Origin of the sequence: Synergistes jonesii (genome assembly GCF_000712295.1) — a bacterium.
Lineage (GTDB): Bacteria > Synergistota > Synergistia > Synergistales > Synergistaceae > Synergistes > Synergistes jonesii.
The window spans coordinates 41,106-62,723 of record NZ_JMKI01000004.1; the positions used below are offsets into that span (position 1 = coordinate 41,106).

The following is a 21,618-nucleotide window of genomic DNA, read 5'->3' on the forward strand; positions in this document are numbered from 1 at the left end:
AATCGTTTTTATTACCAGCCGGAGCCGCCGCCCCCGCCGCCTCCGCCGCCGGAGAAGCCCCCGCCGCCGGAGCCCGATGATATTGTCGGCGAGAATTCCGGCTTCGGCATGCCGGCCGCGACGCTCGACGATAGCGAGTCCGTGAAATTCCCGAAGCCGCCGCTCATGAAGAGGTACGGCGACGGGCCGTCGTACCACTGAGGCGTGTAATCCGCCGCTTCGAGCACCTTGGCGAAGCGCTCTCCCCACGTTTTCGCGGCGCCCATCGCCACCGCGTAAGGCAGCAGCCTCTCGTAGACCTCCGGCGTATCCTCCGGAGCGTTGAACATTTCCAGCCGCTCCTTCTCGGCCGTCGCGACGTACATATAAAGCCCCTCTATCTCGCTGTGAAGCTCTTTGCCGCGCTTAGTCCTGCGCAGCGAAAGGGGGCGCAGCGTCGCGGTCTGCGCCGCAGAGGCGATAAAGGGCAGCACCGTCAGCAGCGGGCCCCTCTCTCCGCCGTAGGCCGCCGACGCGAAAAAGGCCGCGATCACGGCCGGCAGCAGCGACGCGAGCGTTCCCTTCGCCTTCGCCGCTAAGCTGTCGGCCGGCGCCGGCTTCCTCGCAAAGGAGATCAGCATCACGCCGCCGCCGAGCAGAGCGGCGGCGGCCGCTGCGCCCCACGACTGTCCTGTGAAGGGCAGCGTCGACGCGACGCCCGCCGCGAAGATAAGCGCTCCCGTGACGCAGAAGCTGAAATTGTCCACCGTAAGCCCGCGCGCAAGCGCGTTGACGGCGCCGCGCAGCGCTGCGTTCGCACGCGCTATGCTCTCTGAGTTGTTTTTGTCGATGGCAAGCTCCTCCCGCCCCGAGCTTGCTGGGAAAAGTCGGCGCAGCAGGACTTCCTCGTCGTGCGTCAGCTTGGCGTCGCTTTCGAGCCTGTGCAGGTAAAACTTTTTGTCCTTCCCGATGCCGAAGAGACCGCCTCCGCTCTCCCTTTCCTCGATCTTCAGCGCCCCCTTGACCGCGAGATCGATCAGATCTGCCGAAATGGAGATGCGGTCGAACACGGAATTTCTGACGCGGCGCACGAACGCCGGCGAAGAGGCGTCGGGCGGGTAGAAGCGCGGTATGACGGCGGGAGCGTCGTCATCCTTCAGCTTCGACAGAGAGAAGAAGAACCAGACGCAGGAGAGCAGCAGCGTGCCGAAGGCTATCGCGTGCTGCGCGCGCTCGTTGCCGAAGGGCGACGGAGGCGGCGCTACGATTCCTTTTTTCCACGTGTAGACTACGGTGAGCCCCTCGCCGGCCGCGAGGGCGCGGGTCGTCGCGACTCCGTTTTCCCCGACGCGCTTGGCGTCGGCGGCGTCCCCCTTTTCTCCGTAGCGCCCCGTGTACCATTCGACGGAGCGGAACTTCTCGCCGGAAAACCTTTCCGGGAGCCGGACTGTGCAGGAGGCGCGCAGAATCGGCCACGACCAGCCGTTGCCGGTGACGTTCCAGTAGAGCTCGTCGAACTCGTCGAAGAAGCCGACTTGAAGAGTCGTCTTGTAGCTTATCTCGAAGGTGTGCGGACCGCGCGGGATGATGCCGTTAGGGTCGCCTATCCTGACGTTCGCGTAGCTCCCGTCGTCCGATATTTCAAATGGCGTGCTTCCGCCGTCGAGCGTCGCGCCCGTCACGCTGAAGCCGACCCTGAAGCTTCGTCCGCCCGCGTCCTTGCATCTAAGCGGGAAGTGCCTTATGATGCCGCGCTTTATGGAGATATTTTCGACGTTGATCCTTATCGTCTCAGTCACGGAGAGCGAGCTGTCCTCGTGAATCTGTATACTGCTCTCGAAGTCGGTTATCTCCTCTGAGGCGAGGGAAGGGGGCGCCGCGAAGGCCAGCGAAAAAAGCAGCAGGGCCAAGCAGAGCATTATTTTTCTTATCTCTTTTGTGCGGCGCATGAAAAAATTCCCCCCGTGTCGTCGAAATACGAGTCGATTATACCGCGAGCGGCGCGTTACGTGTTAATATTTACGCTGTAGATACACGACGACTGAATGACTGCGGAGGATTTTACGATGATAGTGAGACTCGTATCAGAAGAAGGGGAGATGCGCACTGCGAAGGTGGGCTTCAGCTGGACGGTATTCTTTTTCGGCTTCCTCGTCCCGATATGCCGCGGCGACGCCAAATGGGCCGTCATCATGTTCGCCGCTAGCGTGCTGACGCTCTTCCTCGCGCAGATGGTCTTCTGCTTCACTTATAACGGCACCTATATAAGGGAGCTGCTAGCGAAGGGCTTCCGCCCGGGCGACGATTATTCGCGGGCCGTGCTTGTAGCGAAGGGGTATATAGCGGGGTAGGCCGCCAGTCGCACGCGGCGTTAAGAGCGCTGGAAAAAATAAAAAATTTCCGCGCAGAGCGCCGCAGATTTTTTGAACGCGGCCGCGCGCGGAAAAATTTTTGCAGGTAAAGGCTTCGTCGCCGATGAGCCGTCGGGCTCGTCAGCGGTTTTTTGCCAGCTCTTTTATCGCATCTACGGTATAATCTATTTCCTCCTTCGTGTTGAAGCAGCCGGGCGACAGCCGCAGCGCGCCCTGCGGGAAGGTGCCGAGCGTCTTGTGGGCGAGCGGCGAGCAGTGGAGCCCGGGGCGCCCCTCTACCCCGTAACGCTCGGAAAGGTCGCGCGCCAGCAGCCCGTTGTCGATCCCGTCTATGTTGAAGGAGTAGACGGGCAGCCGCGGAGCTTCGTCGTACAGCGGCCCCGTGAGCCTCATCCCCTCTATCGAAAGCAGCCCCTCTTCGAGGCGCCTTCCCAGTTCGTTTTCTTTTTCCGCGATAGCGGCCGCGGTCCGCTTTTCGATGTATTCGAACGCCGCGTCGAGTCCCGCGACGCCGGGAAGGTTCTGCGTGCCTGCTTCGAATTTGTCCGGCATTAGGCTCGGCTGTGTCTCTTCGTGCGACAGGCTGCCGGTGCCGCCCTCGAGGAGCGGCGCGCACTCTTCCGCGAACTCCGGCTTCCATACGATCCCCCCAGTCCCCTGCGGCCCGAGCAGCCCCTTGTGCCCGGTGAAGCAGAGCGCCGCTACGCCGAGCGCGCCCGCGTTTATCTCCAGTATCCCGGCCGTCTGTGCGCAATCGAGCACGAGCGGCACGCCGCGCTTCGCACAGATATGCGCCGCTTCCTCTATCGGCTGGACGGAGCCGCAGACGTTGCTGCAGTGCGTCATCACGACGAGGTCCGCCCTTTCGCGCAGAGCTTCTTCGAGAGTTTCGGGGGCGAGGAAGCCGCGCAGGGAGCACTGCATTATCCCGACGTGGACGCCGCGCGCTTCAAGCTCGCGCAGCGGACGGATCACGGAATTGTGCTCCACCGAGGTCGTCAGCACGCGCATCCCCTCTTTAAGGAAGCCCTTAAGCACGACGTTCATCGAATGGGTCACGTTCTGCGTCAACGTCACATACTGCGGCGCGGCTTTTTCGTAGCCGCCGAACATTTTCGCCGCGCGCTCTCGCGCCGTGAAGAGTATGTCGAGGCTCCTGAGGTCGCGCTCAGACGCCGAGCCGCGCGACGCGTTCGCTCCGGCGAGCGTCATGAATTTGTATACGGCGTCGGAGACCTCCGGCGGCTTCGGCCACGTCGTCGCCGCATTGTTAAGGTATACGTGCCTCATATCAGCCGAGGACTATCGGCTTTTCCGCTCCGAATACGGACTCGGATATCTCGAACATGTTGGATATCGCGCCGACCGCCACGCGCTCGGTTATCCCGAAGTGCTTCGCGCAGGTGCCGCACACGAGTATCTTCACGCCCTTCGCTTCGAGCGCCTTCAGCGTGTCGCAGACGGAATTTTCGGCGAGGGACATTTTGACTCCTTCGTTCATCAGAGCAATCACCGCCGGAGGAACGTCCGCCTTCGGTAGGGTGCCGATAAAGGCTTTCATAAGAGATTCGCCGAGGCCGTCCGAAGGGGCGCCGATTCTGTCCGACTTGAAAAGTATCGCCGTGCTCTTGAGCTTTTCACCCTTTGCCGCTTCGCCGCTTTTGACGCCGTTGATGTATATGCCGTTTTCCGCCTCTTTGCGCGAAGCGGCGTAGCCGCGGCTTTCAAAGAAGCGCGTAACGTTCCCCGCGGCGGTCTCGTTGTCTACGAGGACATGAATCTCCGTCGCGCCCTTGTCGGCTTCCTCCTTCGTCAGCAGCACCGGCTTCGGGCATTCAAGTCTTCTCGCGTCTATTTCGATCATCGCATATCGCTCCTTAAAAATAAAATCGCCGCCGAACACGAGCCGTCCCCGGCCGCGGCCACGGCGGCTGTTATATTATACGTTATGCGGCGCCGCTTTTATTCGCCGCCGTGCAGATATTCTATGAATTTTTCTACTATGTGCGGGTCGAGCCGGCTGCCAGCCTTTGCGCGCAGCGCCGCCGTGACGTCGTCTTTGTCCGGCAACACGCGCCCCGGCCACGGGCGCGTAAGCTCGTTCCATTCTTCGACGACGGCGTATATCCTGGCGCCGAGCGGAATCGAGCTGCCGGATATCCTACGCGGGAAGCCGGAGCCGTCCCAGCTTTCGTTCCAGCTGTACGCTATCGGCGCCGCGGGGCGCAGAAGTTCCACACCGTTCATGAGATCCTTGGTGCGGATGGGATATTTTTTATATTCGCGCTCTTCGGCCGGCGAGAGCGGCGTCTTCTTGTAGAGAAGCGAATGCGGAAGCGTGATCATCCCCATTTTGGCGAAGAGCGAACCCGTGTAGATATAAACGAGTTCTTCTTCCTCCATCCCCAAATAAGCGGCGAATTTGCGCGCCTCACGCGCTCCGCGCAGCACCGCCGAGCGCGACGCCCTGTCGTCTTCGCGCCAAAACACCGTCGCTATATCTTCGAGCGTCTTCATGCAGAGCCGGCTGCCCGCTTCGGAGAATCGCTTGTAGACCGAAAGTGTTATGTCGTCCACCCTGTTCTTCTCGCCCTGCCTGAATTCAAAGAAGGCTATGGAATCGTTCAGCGTGCGCTGCAGCTCCGCAATCTCGTCGCGCTTTTTGTCTACCGTGACGCCGTATGTGTCGCCGCCGTCGCCGCGGATTGTTTCGACCTCGTGCCGCAGGCGGACGAGCCGCGCCGTGACCTGCTCTTTCATAAAGAGGCCGAAGAGGAAGACCACTGCCGCAGCCGCTGCGCCGAGCGCGAGAAAGAGCATCTGAAGCCGACGCTTCGCTTCGCGGATGTCGACGTTGGGCGATACGCACGTGATCCAGAAGGCCGGGGCGCCTGTATAGTCGCGGACGAGCGCGCTTCCGCGTATGTAAGAGCTTGAAGGGTCGTTGTCGAGCCGCCTGCCGGGCAGCTCCATTTCTTTTTCTTTCGGCGTCACCGGTACTATCGCGAAGGTGAAGTCGAGAGAGTTGGAGATGATTTGAATCATCTTCGGAGAGAGGGCCATCGTAGCTATCAGGGAGCCGGCTTCCGCGCCTCCTTTGTTGGAGCGGCGGATGCGCTTCACCGCGAAGAGTATCGGTTCGCCGCCCTTCATGATGACGCCGCTTGCGCCGTCTTCGGGTATGTTCCGCAAAAATTCCGCGCCGCCCTCGCCGGAGAATGCCTCTATCTCGCTTTCGGGCGACGATTCGTCGTCTGGGGAGCTGTAGTCGCGGTAGAAGACGGCTTTCCCGTCGTTGTCGAGGAATATCAGGGAAGATACCCCTATCTCCGTGAGCACCGCGCGGTTCATGTAAATATTCGGATAATCCGGGTTAGCGCCGGTCATGAAATCCCAAGCCTTATCGGAGTAGGCCCAGTTGCCGGCGATAGCGCTGAGCATGCGCTCTTCGCCCTTGAGCGTCAGATAGGTGCGCGAAAGGTTCCGTTCCATGCGCTCTCTGTCCGTTTGGTCCGCTGAGTCGACCAGAAAGCCTGTAAACATTACGTCGAGCAGCAGAAGCGCCGCCAGGAGCACCGCTCCCAATATGATCTGCGCCTTACTTCTGAGAGTCACCGCCGAATACCTCCAAGTAGAAAGAATTCACTTGATTATCTGATTATGCATATATTGTAGCAGAAATCATTGAAAAAAACTGGGATTAGTGCCACAATGTCGACGATATACCGCAGGGAAATCATCGGGCGGAATTGTAATCAGGGGGCTGCTGGTTTGATGGAAGACGGTGTTCTATCGTTTATAAGGGCGCGGTGCGTTTCTCGCGGAAAGCTGCCCGTCGTATCTCTTTCCGTCTGTCGCGAGGCGGCGGAGGAGTGCGGGGCTACTCTCCGCGAGGTCGAGATCGCCGCGCTTCACGCCGGCATATGTCCGTCGCGCTACGAGCGCACGATCGGCTCTTTGGGGGCGGAGGGGCAGGCGAGGCTTCTCGAAAGCTGCGCCGCCGTCGTAGGCTGCGGAGGACTCGGCGGCTGGATGATCGAGATACTCGCGCGCGCCGGCGTCGGACGGCTCATCCTTATCGACGGAGACACGTTCGCCGAGAACAACCTGAATCGCCAGCTTTACGCGACGGAGGAGAATATCGGCGCGCCGAAGGCGCGCGCCGCCGCGGCGCGCGTAAAGGCGATCAATTCCAGCGTCGAGGCGGAGGCGCGCGAAGCTTTCATCGACGAGGCGAACGGCGAGGAACTGCTGCGCGACGCGGACGTCGTGCTCGACGCCCTTGACGGCAACAGGAGCAGGAGCGTTGTCTTCGGTGTCTGCGAAAAAATGAATGTACCGTTCGTGCACGGCGCCGTAGCAGGCTTCTTCGGAGAGGCCGCCGTGCTCCGCGCCGGCTGCGTCCCGCCGTGGGAGCGCGTAGGCGCGGAGGACAGAGGGATAGAAGCCGAGGTCGGCACCATGCCCTTCACCCCGCCTTTCGTCGCGTCGCTGCAGGCGGCCGAGGCGGTCAAAATTCTTGCCGGCGTAGGCGGCGGGGCGGAGCGTACGCTGCTCTGGTTCGACCTGCTGCGCCGCGACATGCAGAAATTAAAATTGATCTGAAGCACGCGTGCGTCCGCCGAAAATTTTTCGGCGGACGCGCCGTCGAAGGCGGAGCTGAAATAAATGAAAGAAAAAATAATCCTTGACGCTCATTTCGATATGCTGCTCGACGTGCTGGCGTTCCGCAGGCGCGGCGAGCGCTCCGTGCTTGAGAGGCGCTTTTTGCCGGATCTCCGCGCCGGAGGCGTGAACGTGGTCGTCTGCTCGATATTTATCCTCGACGAGCTGCTGCCGGAGGGAGCTCTGCGCAACGCGCTGGATCAGATATCGGCGCTGCGCGCCGACCTTGACGAATCTCCTTCCTTCGCGCTCTGCGTCAGCGCGCGCGGATGCCGCGAAGCAGCGGCCTCCGGACGGGTCGCGCTCTTCCTCTCTCTTGAGGGGGTTGAGCCGCTCGGGCGCGACATACTGCTGCTGCGCGTATTTTACGAGCTCGGCGTGCGGCTAGTCGGCCTTTCGTGGTCGCGCCGCAATTACGCCTGCGACGGAGTCTCCTTCGACGAGGCTGCGCCGGCGTCTTCGCAGGGCTCTCTCACCTCCTTCGGGAGGGAGCTCGTAGCAGAGGCCTGCCGCCTTGGGATGGTCGCCGACGTGAGCCATCTCAACGACGCCGGCTTTCGCGAGGTCTGCGATATGCTGGGGGAAAGGGGGCTGCCGTTCATCGCGTCGCATTCGAACTGCCGCGAGCTCGCGCCCTCTCCGCGCAACCTCGCCGAATGGCAGCTCGAAGCGCTTGCCGCGGCGGGCGGTGCCATTGGGATGAACGCCTACGGCCCCTTCGTCGCGGTCGAGCGGCGTGAACGGACGCCCGAGACCCTATTCGCGCATCTTGATAGTATAATAAAGAGATACGGCGCGCGCAGCGCCGGCATAGGCTTGGACCTCTGCGCCTGCCTCGAATCGCTCTCCGGCGGCTATGACGAAGGGGGCGACACGGACCTCTTCAAAAATCACGCCGAAGCGGGCGAGCGCTTCATAAAAATGATTCGCGAGAGGCTCAGCGCCGACGACGCGGACGCAGTGCTGGGAGAGAATTTTCTGCGCGTCTTTGAGAGGGTGATCGGCCAATGACTGAAAAATACGTCTATCCGCTGGTTTTATACAGGGAGCGGCGCGACGGCGGAGACGTCTGGATCGGAAATTTCCCAGGGCTCAACGGCTGCTGGGCGGAGGCCCCGTCGCGCGGGAAGGTGCTCCATTCCGCGCCCTCCGTGCTGCATGAATACGCGTCGGCCTGCCGCGAGCTCGAATGGCCGCTGCCCGAAGCGCCGTCGGTCGATGAGCTGAAAGAGGCGAACGTCGGAGAGGTCTTTCTCATCGAGGAATCTCAGTAAGAGCGCGGGGAAGCTGAACTTGAAATCTGCAACACAAGATAAAAAGAGCCTGCTGAAGTTTTTGATACCCTCGCTGCTGGGAATCTTGATATTTCTCGTCCCCTTTCCGCTGCGCGGGGAGATGAACACGACGATCGGCCATGCGAAAGAGTTCCTGATGGCGTCGATCGAAGGGCGGCAGCCGTTTATCGTCTCCGCGGTCGTCCTCATGGCGGCGTTTTTGACGCTGGCCGCAAAATTCTTCAGCCCCAGGTGGATCATGGAGGAGCATATCCTCCTCGAAAATCTCGGCGGCGGCCCCCTCTGGTTTGCCGCGCGCGTCTGCGCGCTGCCTATCGCCCTTTTCGTACTGCTCGGCGCGCGGTACTATCCCGAAGCCGGCGGGGCTCTCGCCGTTTTTGCGGAGAAAGCCTCGTTTATAGTCGACAACCTTGCTTCGCGGCTCATTATACTGGCGGTCGTGCTGGGAATATGGGCGCCGCTGATAATGGACTTCGGCCTCGTGCAGTTTATCGCCGTCTTTGCGAGTCCCGTCATGCGCCCGCTCTTTCGCGTGCCGGGACGCGCGGCGGTCGACTGCGTCGCCTCCTGGCTCGGCAGCAGCTCGATGGGCGTCGTCTTTACGGCTAAGATGTACGACGCCGGCTACTACACAGACAGGGAGGCGGCGGCGATCGTCTGCGGCTTTTCCCTCGCCGGCATCTACAATATCTACGCGATCGCCGAACTCTTTGATATTGAATACGCGATGCCGCAGATACTCTCCGTCGTCTATTTCACGATGGCGCTGCTGGCCGCGGTTATGCCGCGGGTATGGCCTCTTTCTTCCATACCCGACTCCTACTATCGTGGACGGGACAACTATCACGCGCATAAAGCCGGGCGTCGCGAACATTCGACGTTCAGCTGGGCGCTGCTGCGTGGGACGGCTTGCGCGCGGCATATGAACGCGAGGAAATATCTGCGCGAGAGCTCGGCTATCATTTGCGCGCTGTTGCTGAGCACCGTGCCGCTGATGATCACCTTCGGAACGCTGTTTGTAGTCGTCGCCGAAACGACGAGAATCGTGAGCGTCCTCTCCGTGCCCGCGGCCGCCGTGCTTGAAGCGCTGGGAGCCGCGGAGGCGGATATAATCGCCGCAGCTACCGTATTCTCCTTCGTAGACCACTTTCTCGCCGCCGCCTGCGGACGCCTGCTTTTGACCGAACAGGCCCGCTTTATCTGTATCTGCCTCTCTATAACTGGGCTGATAAATCTCACGGAGGTGGGGCTGCACGTCTGGCATTCAAATATCCCGCTGCGTTTCTGGCAGATGACGGCGGTCTATGTAATGAGGGTCTTCCTGTCGGCGATCGTCGTCATTCCGGCGGCTGACGTGCTTTTCCCGTAATCTTTGTTGTAAACCGGCTGAGCTTTTAGGATTTTTTTATTTCGCCCCTCTTGCCGCATGTTATGCGCAGCAGTTCCTCCGGCGATATGGGGAAAAAGGCGTGGTCAGTGCCGGCCGCGGCCCACACTGTGGCGTAGCGGAAGAGGTCCTCGTCGACGAGCGTCGGCGGCTGTTCGGGATAGCCGACCGGGGGCACGCCGCCGGGACGGAAGCCCGACCACTCGGCGCAGAGCTCCCTGTTCGCGAAGGAGACTTGCGAAACGCCGAGCAGCTTTTTGATTTTTTTGGTGTCGACGAGATTCACTCCGGACATCAGCGCGAGCGCGAAGCTCTTGCCGTGATTCACCGAGAGGAGGATGCTTTTTAAAATTTCCTCCTCCGGCGCGCCTACCGCGGCTGAAGCGTCGGCCACCGTGAAGATCGTCGCATCGGTGATTTTTATCTGCGACGCGCAGCCGCAGCCCCTTAAAAATTTCTTTACGCGTTCCACCGCGTCGAATTCTTCCTCCGGCATTTCTCTCAACCCCTTATTTCTCCTTCAGCGCCGCCATTTTGTTCCCTGCGGGTGGACGCCCCGCGGCGAAGAAGGAGCGCTCCTCTCCGCCGTTTTCTTCGTCGGTCGCTATATATATCTCGTAGTTCTTCAACACGGAGCGCACGTAGACGCGCGTCTCGCGGTACGGTATCTCTTCTATCCACTCTACCCAGCTGCCGGCGTACAAAGCCCAGCTCGATACGCTGCCCGCTCCAGCGTTGTAGGCCGCGAGCGCCATGGGTAGACGCCCCGCGAATCGTTCGTTCAGATGCGCGAAGTGCGAAGCGCCGAGCATGATGTTGTGAGCGGGGTTGCTCAGCGAGAGCCCGTCGTTTTTCAGGCGCGACGCGGCCTCTCTCGCCGTTGGCGGCATCAGCTGCATCAACCCGACAGCGCCGCTCCTGCTCACGGCGCGCTCGTTGAAATTGCTTTCCTGCCGCACCATTGCGAAGAGGATGTTTTTTGAGACGCCGGTCTTCGCAGAGGCCGCGGATATTTCTTTTTCCCAGCGGCGAGGATAGGAAGAATTCCCACAGGCCTCGAAGACGGCGCGCGTCAGAAATGGGTAATGCCCCTCGTGCGCGAGCGCGATGCTGTAAAAATCGAGCGGGAAGCGCAGCGCCATCATCGACGCGGTGGTTGCCGCCTCTTTTTCGCGCCCCAGCTTTTCGAGCGCGCGTATCTTCCAGTAGTATATCCGCGGAGCGCCGGTGTTGAAGGGAGCCGAGAGCGGCCTTGACGACCACTCCTTCGCGGCCGTAGCCGCGTCGCCCGCTCTCCACGCCCGCCATCCGCGGGCCCATTTTTCGCCGCCGCACTGCCTGGCCGCGCAGAAAGCCGCCGCCAGGCAAAGGAGCATCGCGCAGAGGAGCGGTGCGCACGACGAAGAGGAGCCGCGCGTCTTTTTATCTCTCTTGCGGCTTTCGGCGTTTTGCGCTATTTTATTCGGACAGACCTTGACCCCGGAGGGAATTGCGTGCATAGGGACGATACTCCTCTTTGTAAAATCAAGACATTTCATAAGTATGCGGCCATAAGGCTATGAAGTCAAGCCGGAGCGCGAAGACGCTTGCCGCCGCGGCGCACGAGGCGGCTGTGAAGGAGGTCATGACGACTCCTAAGCCCGGGCTGGTGGACGCGGAGGGGCGCGGCTGCCACGAGGACATGGACTGCGCCATGTTCATAAAAAGCGCGGAGGCCATCGCGCCTTTCTGGGAAATCCAAGCCGAAGCGGGGCTTTCCCTCTTGCCGCCGAAGGAGGCCTTAGCCAAGCTGAGGGAGGCAGGCGCCGAGGCCGAGCTCGCGATGTTCCGAGCGACCGGCGGGATAAACACGCACAAAGGCTTGATCTATCTCATGTCTCTGCTGCTCTACGGCGCCGGCTTCGCGGCCGCGGCCGGAGGTGGGGCTGCGCGCGCGGCGGAAGCAGCGTCGCTCGTGGTGCGCGGCAGCGTCGCGTCGGAGCTTGCCTCGCTTGCGTCGCGTCCGCCTGACAGGCCCCTGTCGAACGGCGAAAAATTATTTTTGGCGCACGGCGTGACGGGCATACGCGGCGAAGCCGAGGGAGCGTTCCCGTCGGTGACGCGCCACGGGCTCCCCGTTCTGCGGAAGAGCGTCGCCTCAGGCGCGTCGGAAAACGACGCGGGGCTGGCGGCGCTGCTTGAAATAATGGCGGTCTGCTGCGACAGCAATGTGATTCACCGCTCCGGCTTCGATTACTGGAAAAATATTTATCCCCCTTTAGTCGCGGAGGCGCGGAGAAAATTCGACCCGCTGCGCCCCGACTACCGCCCCCTGCGCGAGCTGGAAAAAAAATTTCTGCCTCTGCGCGTGAGCCCCGGGGGAGCCGCGGACCTTTTGAGCTGTACCTATTTCCTCTATTTATTTGAAAAGATATAGTCTGTCAGTTGTCATAATTCTGATGTTGTTATAATATATTGACAGTTGGTCTACGGGAAAATTCACGCAGTGCGAAAGGATGTCGTAAAAAATGAGCCTCGGCAACAGAATCAAATCGCTTCGAAGGGCGCACCACCTGACGCAGCAGAAGCTGGCCGACAAGGTCGACGTGAGCCGCATATATGTTCAGGCGTTGGAGAGCAACCGCAGGCTTCCGTCGATGAAGCTGCTGCAGAAGCTCGCGCCGGCTCTCGACGTCGAGCTGAACGACCTGCTCGCCGATTTTTCGAACACGAAGGAAAAGCCCGCGCGCGTGCAGCTCGAGACGATGCTCGACAGCGGCGAGCTGGAGATCTGGTACCGCAGCAAAAAGCTTACCGAAAAAGAGCTTCGCCGGGTCTACCGCGTCGTGCAGGCGGCCCTTGACGACTGGGACGAAGAGGATGCTTCCGAGGAGCAGCGCTGAAACGCTCGGCGGAGAGCCCTGCGATGACGTCGAAGAGCCGGGCGGCGCCGCTGAAGAGTATCCGTCGCCGCCCGAGCGCATACCCGAGTGGGCGAGCGTGGAGAGCAGAGAGTGGCGCCGCCTCGACGAGTTCGACATCCTCGCTAAGGCCGAGGCGCTGACGGGGCTGACGCTGGAAATAAAAAATGCTCTTCTTCCCTCCGGTGTCTGGGGCATCCACCTCGTGCGCGGCGAACGCGGCCGCATAATAGTTAACGCGGCGCTCTCCCCCTTCTGGCGTCGCTTCGCAGTCTTTCACGAGCTTTATCATCTGCTTCACAATACTAAAGGCGCGCGCTTCTGGCAGAGCACCTTCTTCTCGATGGAGAGCTTTGAGAACAGGGCCGACACATTCGCGTGGGCGGCGGTGTGGCCTGAGTGGGAGGAAAACCAATATTGCGACTGGAATTGAAATATTTCAGGGGCGCGCGGCTATGCTGAAAAAATATCCCTTCTTCCTGCCCCTCGCCGGCTGCCGGGGGCAGTGCGTCTACTGCGACCAGCGCGCTATCACAGGGATAACCGAAGTCCCTTCGCCGGAATTCGTCCGCCGCGAATTGAAAAAATTGACCGAGCCGCGCGAGATATGCTACTTCGGCGGCTCGTTCTGCCGTTTCCCCAAAGAGAAGATAAAAGAATATCTCGACGCCGCCGTGCAGGCTTCTCCTAAGGGAAGCACGCTGCGCTTCTCGACCTATCCTGGAGACCTGCGCGACGACGAGCTGCGGGCCCTCGTGAAGGGCTACCCCATCTCCCGCGTCGAACTCGGCATCCCGACGCTCGACCCCGCCGTCCTCGCGGCATGCCGCCGCGAAGCCGACCCGCAGAAAGTATTCGAAGACATCGCGCTTCTGATGGAGGATTCTCTGCCGGTGGGGGTGCAGATGATGATAGGGCTGCCCGGGCAGAGCCGCGAAAGCAGCCTGAATGACCTTGAGAGGCTCGCGACGCTGAAAGGCGCGCAGAGGTGGGAGCTGCGCCTCTATCCCTGCCTGGTGATCGCAGGGACGGAGCTCGAGGCCCTGTGGCGCGGCGGAAAATATATCCCTCTGACGGTGGAGGAGGCCGCGCTATGGGGCGGAGAGTTCATCGAGCGCGCTCTCGTCCTCGGCTTCGTGCCGATAAGAATCGGCCTGCAGGAGACCGAAGCGCTCGCCGCCCGCGCCGTCGCCGGTCCGCACCATCCGGCGCTCGGCGAATTGATTCTGGCCGAGGCGGAGGCGAGGCGGCTGGCAAAAAATTCGCCGAAGGGGCCTTGGCGCGTGCCTCGCCGCGGCCTCTCGATGTTCACCGGACATGGGCGCTTCGGAATAAAACGCCTTGCAATACACGCGGCTATGACGGAAAATGAAGCGGAAGAGCGCATAATATTCGAACGCTGATCTTGCGCGCGGAAAAATACAGCAAAGGATGTTTTGAATGAAAGAGACAGACGAACGGGAAAAGATAATGAAACTTTTTATGCCGTTTGAGAATAAAATTTTTCCTGTGAGGAACCGTTTCGTGAGGGCGGCGACCTGGCTTGCCGCGTGCCGCGGCGACGGGCGAGCGACGTCCGCTTCGATATCGCGGCAGGTCGAAGCCGCGGCCGGGGGGGCCGGAACGGTGATCTCGGAATTCGCATACATAAGCCCCGAGGGCAGGGCTCTCGACAAGCAGTGGGGAATCGACGGCGACGACGCGCTCCCGGAAGTGCGCGCGCTGGCCGACGCGATACACGGGGCCGGCTCGAAGCTGATCGTCCAGATATGCCACGCCGGCTGCGCCGCGGAAGCGAAGGAGGGCGCGCGCCCCTATTCGCCGAGCGGCGGAAGATGTCCTGGAAACGATTCGGAGACTGCCGCGATGACGCTCGAAGATATAAAAAAAGTCTGCCGCGACTTTGCCGCGGCGGCGAAGAGGGCGATGGATGGCGGAGCCGACGGCGTTGAGATTCACGGAGCGCACGGCTTTCTGCTGACGCAGTTCATGTCGCCGCTGATCAACAAAAGGACGGACGAATACGGCGGCTCGTTCGAGAACCGCCTCCGCGCGATGCGCGAGGTCTATTCCGCCGTGCGCGGCGCGGTAGGAGAGGACTTTTCAGTTTGGCTCAAGCTGAGCGCTGTAGAAGGCGCGGATGGGGGCTACGGAGCGGAGGAGGGGATAGGAGCGGCGCTCACTCTCTTAGCGGACGGCGTTGACGTGCTCGAAGTCTCCTCCGGCACGGGCTACTCGAAGCCGCAGCACGCGCCCTCGGTCGTCGGAGTCTCCTCCGGCGAATCGGAGGCTCCCTTTGCGAAATACGCGGCCGAAATAAGATCAAAGGCGCCTAAGAATTCTCTGGTTCTCCTCACCGGCGGGCTGCGTTCGCTGCCCGTCATCGCCGCACTGCTCGACGACGGGACGGCCGACCTCTTCGGAATGAGCCGTCCGTTCATAGCGGAGCCGGACTTGATAAACCGCTGGGCCGAGGATGACGCGCGCCCCTCGGCCTGCGTCTCCTGCAACGCCTGCTTCAGGACCTCGGAGTACGGCGCGATAGACTGTCCGATCATGCGCGACCGTCAGGAAGGGGACTGGGATCCGCTTTAAGCGCGCGAAGGAAAGCGGCTTGCCCGCCTCGGCGCGCGCTTGCGTAAAGCCGTGCGGCATGGCTTTAACGTATTGCAATGCTATCTCTCTATAATGAACTTGCATAAAATAAACTTGACCGCGGTTGACAGATGAGCATAAACAAACTAAAATTCATGTAAAATTTTTAATAAAACGAATATGCAAAACGGGAGAAGCCAAAAATTAAGGAGTGTATTTGTATGGATAAGATGGATAGCACGCAGCTCCAGACCATTTTGATGGAAAAGGCGCACACGATGCCGAACAAGGCGCGCCGCGTAGCGGAATATCTTCTGACGAACATGCGCGAGGCGTCGTTCCGCTCTATAGGCGATATTGCGGACGAACTGAAGGTCTCGAAGGCCCAGCTCGTGCGCGTGGCTCAGATGCTCGGCTTTACCGGATACGCCGAACTGAAGGCCTGCATGCAGAAGACGATCCTCGAACAGATCAACCCCGCGGCGCTTCTCGCCAGAGCGGTGAATTCTAACGATTCGTTCCCGGAAAGCGTTTTCAAGGCGGAGCACGCCAACCTCGACGACACGATGGCGCAGATGTCGCCAAACGACACCGAGCGCTTCAACGAGCTGATCAAAGGCGCGAACAACATCTACTGCATAGGCTGGGGCATCTCCTCGCTTGTAATGGAGCTGATGCAGATACGCCTGACGGTCATGGGCTGCCGCGCGATACTCTGCCGCCGCGGAGGCCTGTCGCTCTGGGAGCAGGTGCGCGGCGTGCGCAAGGGCGACGTCGTGATCGTCTGCGAGCTTCCGAGCTACGCTGTGGAAGTCACGGAATCCGTCGAGATAGCTCACAGAAACGGCGCGAAGGTCATAACGCTGACGGACAGCGCCGCGGCTCCGGTCTGCCGTTTCGCCGATTTGCAGCTCAACGTCTCGGCGAACAGCCCGACCTTCGGCAGCAGCATAATCGGTCCGATATTCCTGACGCACGTGCTGACGTCGGCTCTCGCCGTGTCGTTGGGCGCGGCGGCGAAGCGTTCTTTCGAGGAGCAGGCAAACTTCCTGCACGACGAAAGAATCTTCCACCCGATCTTCGGACTGAAATATTAATTCTTTTTTTGACGGCGCACATTCAGAAGACGGCGCAGCCGTTGTGGCCGCGCCGCACTTTTTTGCGGGGCGCCGGCGGATGAACGCCCGGCGCGTGGATTTGATTATGAATCTCAGCTTTGATGCGAAGCTTGCGCAGAATTACAAAAGCCGTTCGCAGCAGATACGGGTCATGAGCGAAGCATGGGGCTCGGATAATTTGTACTGTCCTTGCTGCGGGGGAGAGAAGTTGCAGCGTTTTGAAAACAACAGGCGCGTCGCGGATTTTTTCTGCGATGAGTGCGGCGAGGAATACGAGCTGAAGAGCAAGGGCGGAAACATCGGCAGAAAGATAGTCGACGGCGCGTACGCTTCCGCGATCGAAAGGATAAACTGCAGCTCAAACCCGAACTTGCTTGTGCTGCGCTATTGCGGCCTGATTGTCTCAGAGCTCGTATTCGTTCCGAAATTCTTTTTTGTCCCTTCCGTGATCGAAAGAAGAAAAGCCCTTTCAAAGAACGCACGCCGCGGTGGATGGGAAGGGAGCAACATCCTCTATTCCAAGATTCCGCCGGACGGCAGAATCAGCATTATAAAAGAGGGCTACGAAACGGATAAGGGCTTCGTCCTCGAAAGCTATCGGAGGATAAAGCCGCTTGAGACGAAGGATATAAAGAAACGCGGGTGGCTGCTTGACGTCCTGTCGTGCGTGAACGGCGTTGGCGAAGAGTTCGCCCTGAAAGACATATATAAATTTTCAGAAGCGCTGAAAGCGAAACACGCGGAGAACAACAACGTCGAAGCCAAAATCAGACAGCAGCTTCAGCTTCTGCGCGACAAGGGCTTCATAGAATTCCTTGGCGGGGGTCGCTACCGCAGGCTATAACCGGCGCGTGCAAGGTATTTTTTATTTTTTCCACGACAGAGTTTCTATTTTTTCCATGGGGAAATTCAGCAGCGTATCGGCCTGCGGGGCTTTGCCTTCGGCTAAGCGGTTGAACTCCGTCAGCATCTTGACGTAGGCCATCCTTTTGTTCGGCGACGTTTCACCGTGCATACCGGCTCTGAGCAGCACGGAGAGTTGTCCGTAGACTGAGGGCACGGGGACGAACGCCGGCCCCTCGGGCGTCATCATTATCGTATATATGAATGAATAGCTTTCCGTACCGCCGTACTGCTTTTCAAGAAGCTTGTAGAATGGCGCGGCGGGCGCTATGTATATGCTCGTGCCCTTAGGCACTTCGATCTTCGCCGGCAGCGCGTGCCATCTCGTGTACTGGAAGGGCGCGGAGGTCACGAAAACGTGTGGTGACTGGGTCGTCATGCCTATCCACAGATGTGTCCCGCTGCCCTCGAAGTTCATGAAGGAAAGATTCCACAGAAGGTCGTCCTTTGAATCCTGATCGACCTTTGAAAGTATCGCGTTTTCGGAAATGAACGAAAGCCCCTCGAGCCTTTCGAGGCCCCGCGCTCCGGCCGGCGTCCTGAGCCACGCCGAATTTATCGTTCCGGCCTCCTGTTCGAGGACGAGAATCATCGGAAAGCCCGGTACCTCGAACGTGCGCAGGCTTACGTTTTTATCGCTGCCTTCCTCGGCCGGCGCGGCGATCAGTATGAAGGCCGCGGCTGCCAGCATCAGCGGCAGGAAGAGCATCCCGAGCTTTTTGCCGCCGGCGAAGGCGGGGATATTTTTTATATTTTCGTTATCCACGTCATACCCTCCTTTTCAGAATCTGGGAGCGCGTCATACAGCTCCTTTACGCTTTTTTTAAGGACGGGGTGAACGTCGTCCGGTGCGATCTCGGCGAGCGGCGCGAGCACGAAGCCGCGCTCGTGCATGCGCGGATGCGGGATCGCCATTTCTTCGCTTTCGAAGCGGAGCGAGTCGAAAAATATTATGTCGATGTCGATCTCCCGCGGCCCCCATCTTTCTCCCGCAGAGCGCCCGAGCTCCGCCTCGGTCTTTTTAAGCAGAAATAACAAATCTTCCGCCGCGAGCCTCGTAAGCGCCTTGGCGCAGATGTTGAGGAAGAGAGGCTGCTCCGTCACGCCCCACGGCTTCGTCTCGCAGACGCGGCTCGCTGCGGTTATCGTCACGCCTCCCTCTTCGAGCTTCGCCAGCGCGCTCCTCAGCATCCCCAGCCTGTTCCCTAGGTTGGAGCCGAGAGAGAGGGTTACCGCGTGCTCACTCATAGTCCGCTCCAATAATGGCTTCCGCCATCATTATAGCCTCTTTGTTCTCCTTTACGTCGTGGACTCTGATTATATCGGCGCGGGCCGCGGCGCAGAGCGCCGTCACGGCAAGCGTGCCGGCTAAGCGTTCGGCCGGAGTTTCCTTTTTTGTCGCGGCGCCCACGAATCTTTTGCGCGACGCTCCGATCAGCAGAGGATAGCCAAGCGCCTTGAAGCTTTCGCAGTGGCGCAGGATCATAAGGTTTTGATTGTAATTTTTCGCGAAGCCGATGCCGGGGTCGATTATTATCTTTTCTTTTTCGACGCCGGAGTCGATCGCTTTGCGCGCCGCGCCGCGCAGGAATTGGCAGACGTCGGATATGAGGTCTTCGTAGCCGCACTGTTCCTGCATGTTCTGCGGCGTGCCGCGCGTATGCATCACGCAGAGCAGCGCGCGCCCTTCGGCGGCGGCCTCCGCGATCTTTTCGTCGAACTGCAGCCCCGAGATGTCGTTTATGAGATCCGCGCCTTCGGCGAGCGCCGCGCGCGCCGTCGACGAACGGGTCGTGTCTATAGAAAGCGGCATTTTCGGCAGCTCTTTTCTTATCGCCCTGACGGCGGCTGAGATGCGCGACATCTCCTCCTCCTCCGGAACGCGTCCGGAGCCCGGGCGCGTCGATTCGGCGCCGAGGTCCAGTATGTCAGCGCCCTCCTCGGCCATTTTCAGCGCGCGGCGCAGCGCCTGCGAAACGTCGTCTCCGCAGCGGCTGCCGGCGAAGAAGGAATCGTCGGTAAGGTTGATTATCCCCATCAGCAGCATTCTCGATCCAAACGAGAGCTCTGCGCCGCAGGGCGTTTCCACCCTGCGCGGCTCGAAGGGCGCTACGAGGGAACGGATGTCCGCCGCGAGCTCCGGCAGCTTCCACCACGGCATCTTTTCCAGCTTCTCAGCGAGGAAGCCGAGCTGCTTGGCCGTGCCGAAAATTATCACGTCGCTTTCCTTGACGCCGCAGGTTATGACCTGTGCGTGGACGGCCGCATCCCCGCCGCGCGAAAGCATCTCCTGCTTGATGACGGCGGCGGCCGGCGACGGCGCTCCAGTCACGTATATCTGAAGCATTTCGCGGCGCGCGTCGAAATAGCTCAGCGATCCCTCGCCGCAGCCGATCTTTACCGCAGCCTGTTCGAGCTCTTTTTTGTCTCCTAAGCGAATCAAATGCGCCTGCATATCAATCAAACTCCTGAACGATGGGAAGTCCCGCCAGATGCTCTGTGAAATTCAGCCCCATTAGGCAGTAGCCGTGAAGCGAGTCGAAGGTCAGCAGGCTGTATGAAGCGGTGTCGAAATGTATCCTCCAGTACGACGGACGGCGGATGCCGAGCGCGCCGCCGATGAGCGGCTTGAGCACGCCTCTATGCGCGATGAGCGCGATCGTGCTGCCTCGGCGCTCTTCTATTATTTTATTGAGATCGGTGAGGGCCCTGTCGCGTACCTGGTCGAGAGTCTCCGCGCCTTCGAGCTTCCACTCCTCCGGCTGCGTGAGCCACGTATGCCACAGCTCGGGCTGTTCGACTGCGAGCTCGGCTTTTATTCTGTTTTCCCATGCGCCGATGTGTATGTTGCAGAAGCCGTCGCGCGTTTCGTAGGGCAGGCCGATCGCGTCTCCGAGAATCTTCGCTGTCGTCGTCGCGCGCGAAAGCGGGCTCGAATAAATATATTCGATGCCCTTATCCTTGAGGGCCGACGCCAGCGCGTGCGCCTGCATAAGCCCGTTGTCGTTCAGGGGGAAATCTATGCAGCCGCGGATGCGCCTTTCTTTGTTGCCGGCGCACTCGCCGTGGCGAATCAGATATATGAATGTCTTGTCTCCGTCTTTGTTCAAAAGTTGTCACTCCCGCCGCGGCGGCGCGCGGATAAAAAAACAATGCGGCGCGTCTGCCGCAAAACATTTTTTTATTATACATCAAACACCGGCGAAGAAAACCGCGCAGCGCGCCGCGCGAAAAAAATTCCGGCGAGAAAATCCGCAAAAATTTTTTTGACCTGTATTGACAAAAGCCATTATGACGATTATTATTTACTTGTCGTTGGGGTGTTGGCACTCGATGTCATCGAGTGCTAACAAATAGAGGCAGACGATACGGAAGGTGAGGCGGAATGATCACGGAAAGACAGTTGGAAGTCGTCCTCTCCGTAGTGTACGAGTACATAAAGAGCGGCGAGACCGTCGGTTCGCGTACCGTTTCGCGCCGCTACCTCACGGGGCGCAGCTCCGCTACGATAAGGAACGAGATGTCCGACCTTGAGGACATGGGCTTCCTGACGCAGACCCACGCGTCCTCCGGACGCATCCCGACGACTCAGGGATACAGGCTCTACGTCGACTCGGTGCTCCAGCGCATGAGTAGCGCCGGCCCGTCTGTGAAGCTGTTGCAGAAAATGATGGAGCACAGGCAGGGGCTCGGCAAAATGCTGGAGCTGGCCTCCGAGATGCTGAGCCGCGTATCCGATTATGTCGGCATCGCCGCGATCACGCCGCTCGACACGGTACGCTTCCAGCATGTCAGCTTTGTCCGTCTCGGCGAGAGGCGCGTGCTGCTTCTTATCGTTTTGCAGGGCGGCCTCGTGCATCAGAAGTTCATCGACATGACGACGGACATGCCGCAGGAAGAGCTGGACAAGCTCGCGGCGGGCCTCAACCGCTATTCCGGCAGGCCGTGGAGCGAGATAAAAGCTTCGCTGAAGACCTCTCTGACCGCTGGACTCAACAGCTGCCGTGAGGCCTGCAGCAGGGCCCTTGCCGCGATAGACGGAATGCTCTGCGCGCCGAAGACGAGAATCTTCACCGGCTCGCTGAGTGGCATAATGAAGCTGCAGGATTTTCAGGATCTGGGTAAGATTCAGGCTCTCTGTTCCTTTATAGAAGAAGAAAGCAGCATGACGGCTCTCGTCAACCGCTGCTCTATGAACGAGATGAACGTGATGATAGGCAGAGAAAACGGCGTTCCGGGCATGGAAAGCTCGGCGCTTGTGGCCGCGACGGGCGAGGCCGGGGGGCAGAAGGCCGTGGTGGGCGTCATCGGCCCCGAGAGGATGGATTACGAAAAAGCTATCAGCGCGATAGACGGGGTGCTGCGGGAGCTGGACTCCGACCAGAGCTAAAGAGGAGAATAGAT

23 protein-coding genes are annotated in these 21,618 nt (G+C 60.0%); 13 read left to right on the forward strand and 10 right to left on the reverse strand.

Translation table 11 applies throughout. The annotated features are described in order from the left end of the window. Positions 1–11: 11 nt before the first annotated feature. On the reverse strand, positions 12–1,928 hold the full coding sequence (locus tag EH55_RS01250) for a DUF2207 domain-containing protein (RefSeq protein ID WP_037974218.1): 1,917 nt from the start codon (positions 1,926–1,928) through the stop codon (positions 12–14). 117 nt (positions 1,929–2,045) lie between these two features. Here EH55_RS01250 and EH55_RS01255 point away from each other — a divergent pair, with 117 nt between their 5' ends. Then, positions 2,046–2,330 (forward strand): hypothetical protein, encoded by a 285-nt coding sequence (locus tag EH55_RS01255; RefSeq protein ID WP_037974219.1) that lies wholly within the window; start codon positions 2,046–2,048, stop codon positions 2,328–2,330. A gap of 141 nt (positions 2,331–2,471) precedes the next feature. Here EH55_RS01255 and EH55_RS01260 read toward each other — a convergent pair whose 3' ends face one another. From EH55_RS01260 to EH55_RS01270, 3 genes are all read right to left on the reverse strand, one after another. Continuing rightward, complete coding sequence (locus EH55_RS01260; protein ID WP_037974220.1) at positions 2,472–3,641, reverse strand: aminotransferase class V-fold PLP-dependent enzyme; 1,170 nt, start codon at positions 3,639–3,641, stop codon at positions 2,472–2,474. Position 3,642: 1 nt separating this feature from the next. Beyond that, positions 3,643–4,215, reverse strand: a complete 573-nt coding sequence (gene yedF, locus EH55_RS01265; RefSeq protein WP_037974221.1) for a sulfurtransferase-like selenium metabolism protein YedF — start codon at positions 4,213–4,215, stop codon at positions 3,643–3,645. 98 nt (positions 4,216–4,313) lie between these two features. Then, positions 4,314–5,966: an HD domain-containing phosphohydrolase gene (locus EH55_RS01270; RefSeq protein WP_037974222.1), complete on the reverse strand. Its 1,653-nt coding sequence runs from the start codon at positions 5,964–5,966 to the stop codon at positions 4,314–4,316. 159 nt (positions 5,967–6,125) lie between these two features. Here EH55_RS01270 and EH55_RS01275 point away from each other — a divergent pair, with 159 nt between their 5' ends. The 4 genes from EH55_RS01275 (at position 6,126) to EH55_RS01290 (ending at position 9,680) form a co-directional block, all read left to right on the forward strand. Beyond that, positions 6,126–6,956, forward strand: coding sequence for a HesA/MoeB/ThiF family protein (locus EH55_RS01275; protein WP_037974223.1), 831 nt, complete (start codon positions 6,126–6,128; stop codon positions 6,954–6,956). 63 nt (positions 6,957–7,019) lie between these two features. Further along, a complete protein-coding gene (locus EH55_RS01280; protein WP_037974224.1) occupies positions 7,020–8,027 on the forward strand; it encodes a dipeptidase in 1,008 nt (335 codons plus the stop codon). Next, positions 8,024–8,290, forward strand: a complete 267-nt coding sequence (locus EH55_RS01285; RefSeq protein WP_037974225.1) for a type II toxin-antitoxin system HicB family antitoxin — start codon at positions 8,024–8,026, stop codon at positions 8,288–8,290. The genes EH55_RS01280 and EH55_RS01285 overlap by 4 nt, the downstream gene beginning before the upstream one ends. A 19-nt stretch (positions 8,291–8,309) precedes the next feature. Beyond that, the gene (locus tag EH55_RS01290; RefSeq protein ID WP_037974227.1) at positions 8,310–9,680 is read left to right on the forward strand and encodes a YjiH family protein; all 1,371 of its coding nucleotides are present in this window, start codon (positions 8,310–8,312) and stop codon (positions 9,678–9,680) included. 25 nt (positions 9,681–9,705) lie between these two features. Here the strand turns inward: EH55_RS01290 and EH55_RS01295 are convergent, their stop codons facing one another. Both EH55_RS01295 and EH55_RS13225 read right to left on the reverse strand, forming a co-directional pair. Continuing rightward, positions 9,706–10,194, reverse strand: coding sequence for a YbaK/EbsC family protein (locus tag EH55_RS01295; protein WP_037974272.1), 489 nt, complete (start codon positions 10,192–10,194; stop codon positions 9,706–9,708). A 13-nt stretch (positions 10,195–10,207) separates the two neighbouring features. Beyond that, positions 10,208–11,197, reverse strand: a complete 990-nt coding sequence (locus tag EH55_RS13225; RefSeq protein ID WP_051682525.1) for a lytic transglycosylase domain-containing protein — start codon at positions 11,195–11,197, stop codon at positions 10,208–10,210. A gap of 59 nt (positions 11,198–11,256) precedes the next feature. Between EH55_RS13225 and EH55_RS01305 the strand changes: the two genes are divergently transcribed. From EH55_RS01305 to EH55_RS01335, 7 genes are all read left to right on the forward strand, one after another. Then, complete coding sequence (locus tag EH55_RS01305; protein WP_037974228.1) at positions 11,257–12,114, forward strand: triphosphoribosyl-dephospho-CoA synthase; 858 nt, start codon at positions 11,257–11,259, stop codon at positions 12,112–12,114. A gap of 91 nt (positions 12,115–12,205) precedes the next feature. Beyond that, a complete protein-coding gene (locus EH55_RS01310; RefSeq protein WP_037974229.1) occupies positions 12,206–12,580 on the forward strand; it encodes a helix-turn-helix transcriptional regulator in 375 nt (124 codons plus the stop codon). Beyond that, positions 12,558–13,031 (forward strand): ImmA/IrrE family metallo-endopeptidase, encoded by a 474-nt coding sequence (locus EH55_RS01315; protein ID WP_037974230.1) that lies wholly within the window; start codon positions 12,558–12,560, stop codon positions 13,029–13,031. Before EH55_RS01310 ends, EH55_RS01315 begins: the two co-directional genes overlap by 23 nt. 22 nt (positions 13,032–13,053) lie before the next feature. Next, entirely contained in the window at positions 13,054–14,001 is a 948-nt protein-coding gene (locus EH55_RS13230) for a radical SAM protein (RefSeq protein ID WP_051682526.1), read from the forward strand. Positions 14,002–14,038: 37 nt separating this feature from the next. After that, complete coding sequence (locus EH55_RS01325) at positions 14,039–15,193, forward strand: oxidoreductase (RefSeq protein ID WP_051682527.1); 1,155 nt, start codon at positions 14,039–14,041, stop codon at positions 15,191–15,193. Positions 15,194–15,423: 230 nt separating this feature from the next. Continuing rightward, positions 15,424–16,290 (forward strand): MurR/RpiR family transcriptional regulator, encoded by an 867-nt coding sequence (locus EH55_RS01330; RefSeq protein WP_037974277.1) that lies wholly within the window; start codon positions 15,424–15,426, stop codon positions 16,288–16,290. A gap of 106 nt (positions 16,291–16,396) precedes the next feature. Further along, the gene (locus EH55_RS01335) at positions 16,397–17,155 is read left to right on the forward strand and encodes a DpnI domain-containing protein (RefSeq protein WP_037974278.1); all 759 of its coding nucleotides are present in this window, start codon (positions 16,397–16,399) and stop codon (positions 17,153–17,155) included. 21 nt (positions 17,156–17,176) lie between these two features. On the opposite strand, the gene EH55_RS01340 is transcribed toward EH55_RS01335, so the two are convergent. The 4 genes from EH55_RS01340 to EH55_RS01355 are packed head-to-tail and all read right to left on the reverse strand — an operon-like array spanning position 17,177 to position 20,324. After that, entirely contained in the window at positions 17,177–17,980 is an 804-nt protein-coding gene (locus tag EH55_RS01340; RefSeq protein ID WP_037974233.1) for a hypothetical protein, read from the reverse strand. Next, positions 17,962–18,462, reverse strand: coding sequence for a 2-amino-4-hydroxy-6-hydroxymethyldihydropteridine diphosphokinase (gene folK, locus EH55_RS01345; protein ID WP_037974235.1), 501 nt, complete (start codon positions 18,460–18,462; stop codon positions 17,962–17,964). Before folK ends, EH55_RS01340 begins: the two co-directional genes overlap by 19 nt. Beyond that, complete coding sequence (gene folP, locus EH55_RS01350; protein WP_037974236.1) at positions 18,455–19,669, reverse strand: dihydropteroate synthase; 1,215 nt, start codon at positions 19,667–19,669, stop codon at positions 18,455–18,457. The genes folK and folP overlap by 8 nt, the downstream gene beginning before the upstream one ends. 1 nt (position 19,670) lies before the next feature. After that, on the reverse strand, positions 19,671–20,324 hold the full coding sequence (locus EH55_RS01355; RefSeq protein WP_037974238.1) for a histidine phosphatase family protein: 654 nt from the start codon (positions 20,322–20,324) through the stop codon (positions 19,671–19,673). Between the two features lie 275 nt (positions 20,325–20,599). Between EH55_RS01355 and hrcA the strand changes: the two genes are divergently transcribed. After that, positions 20,600–21,604, forward strand: a complete 1,005-nt coding sequence (gene hrcA / locus EH55_RS01365; RefSeq protein ID WP_037974240.1) for a heat-inducible transcriptional repressor HrcA — start codon at positions 20,600–20,602, stop codon at positions 21,602–21,604. Positions 21,605–21,618 lie beyond the last annotated feature (14 nt).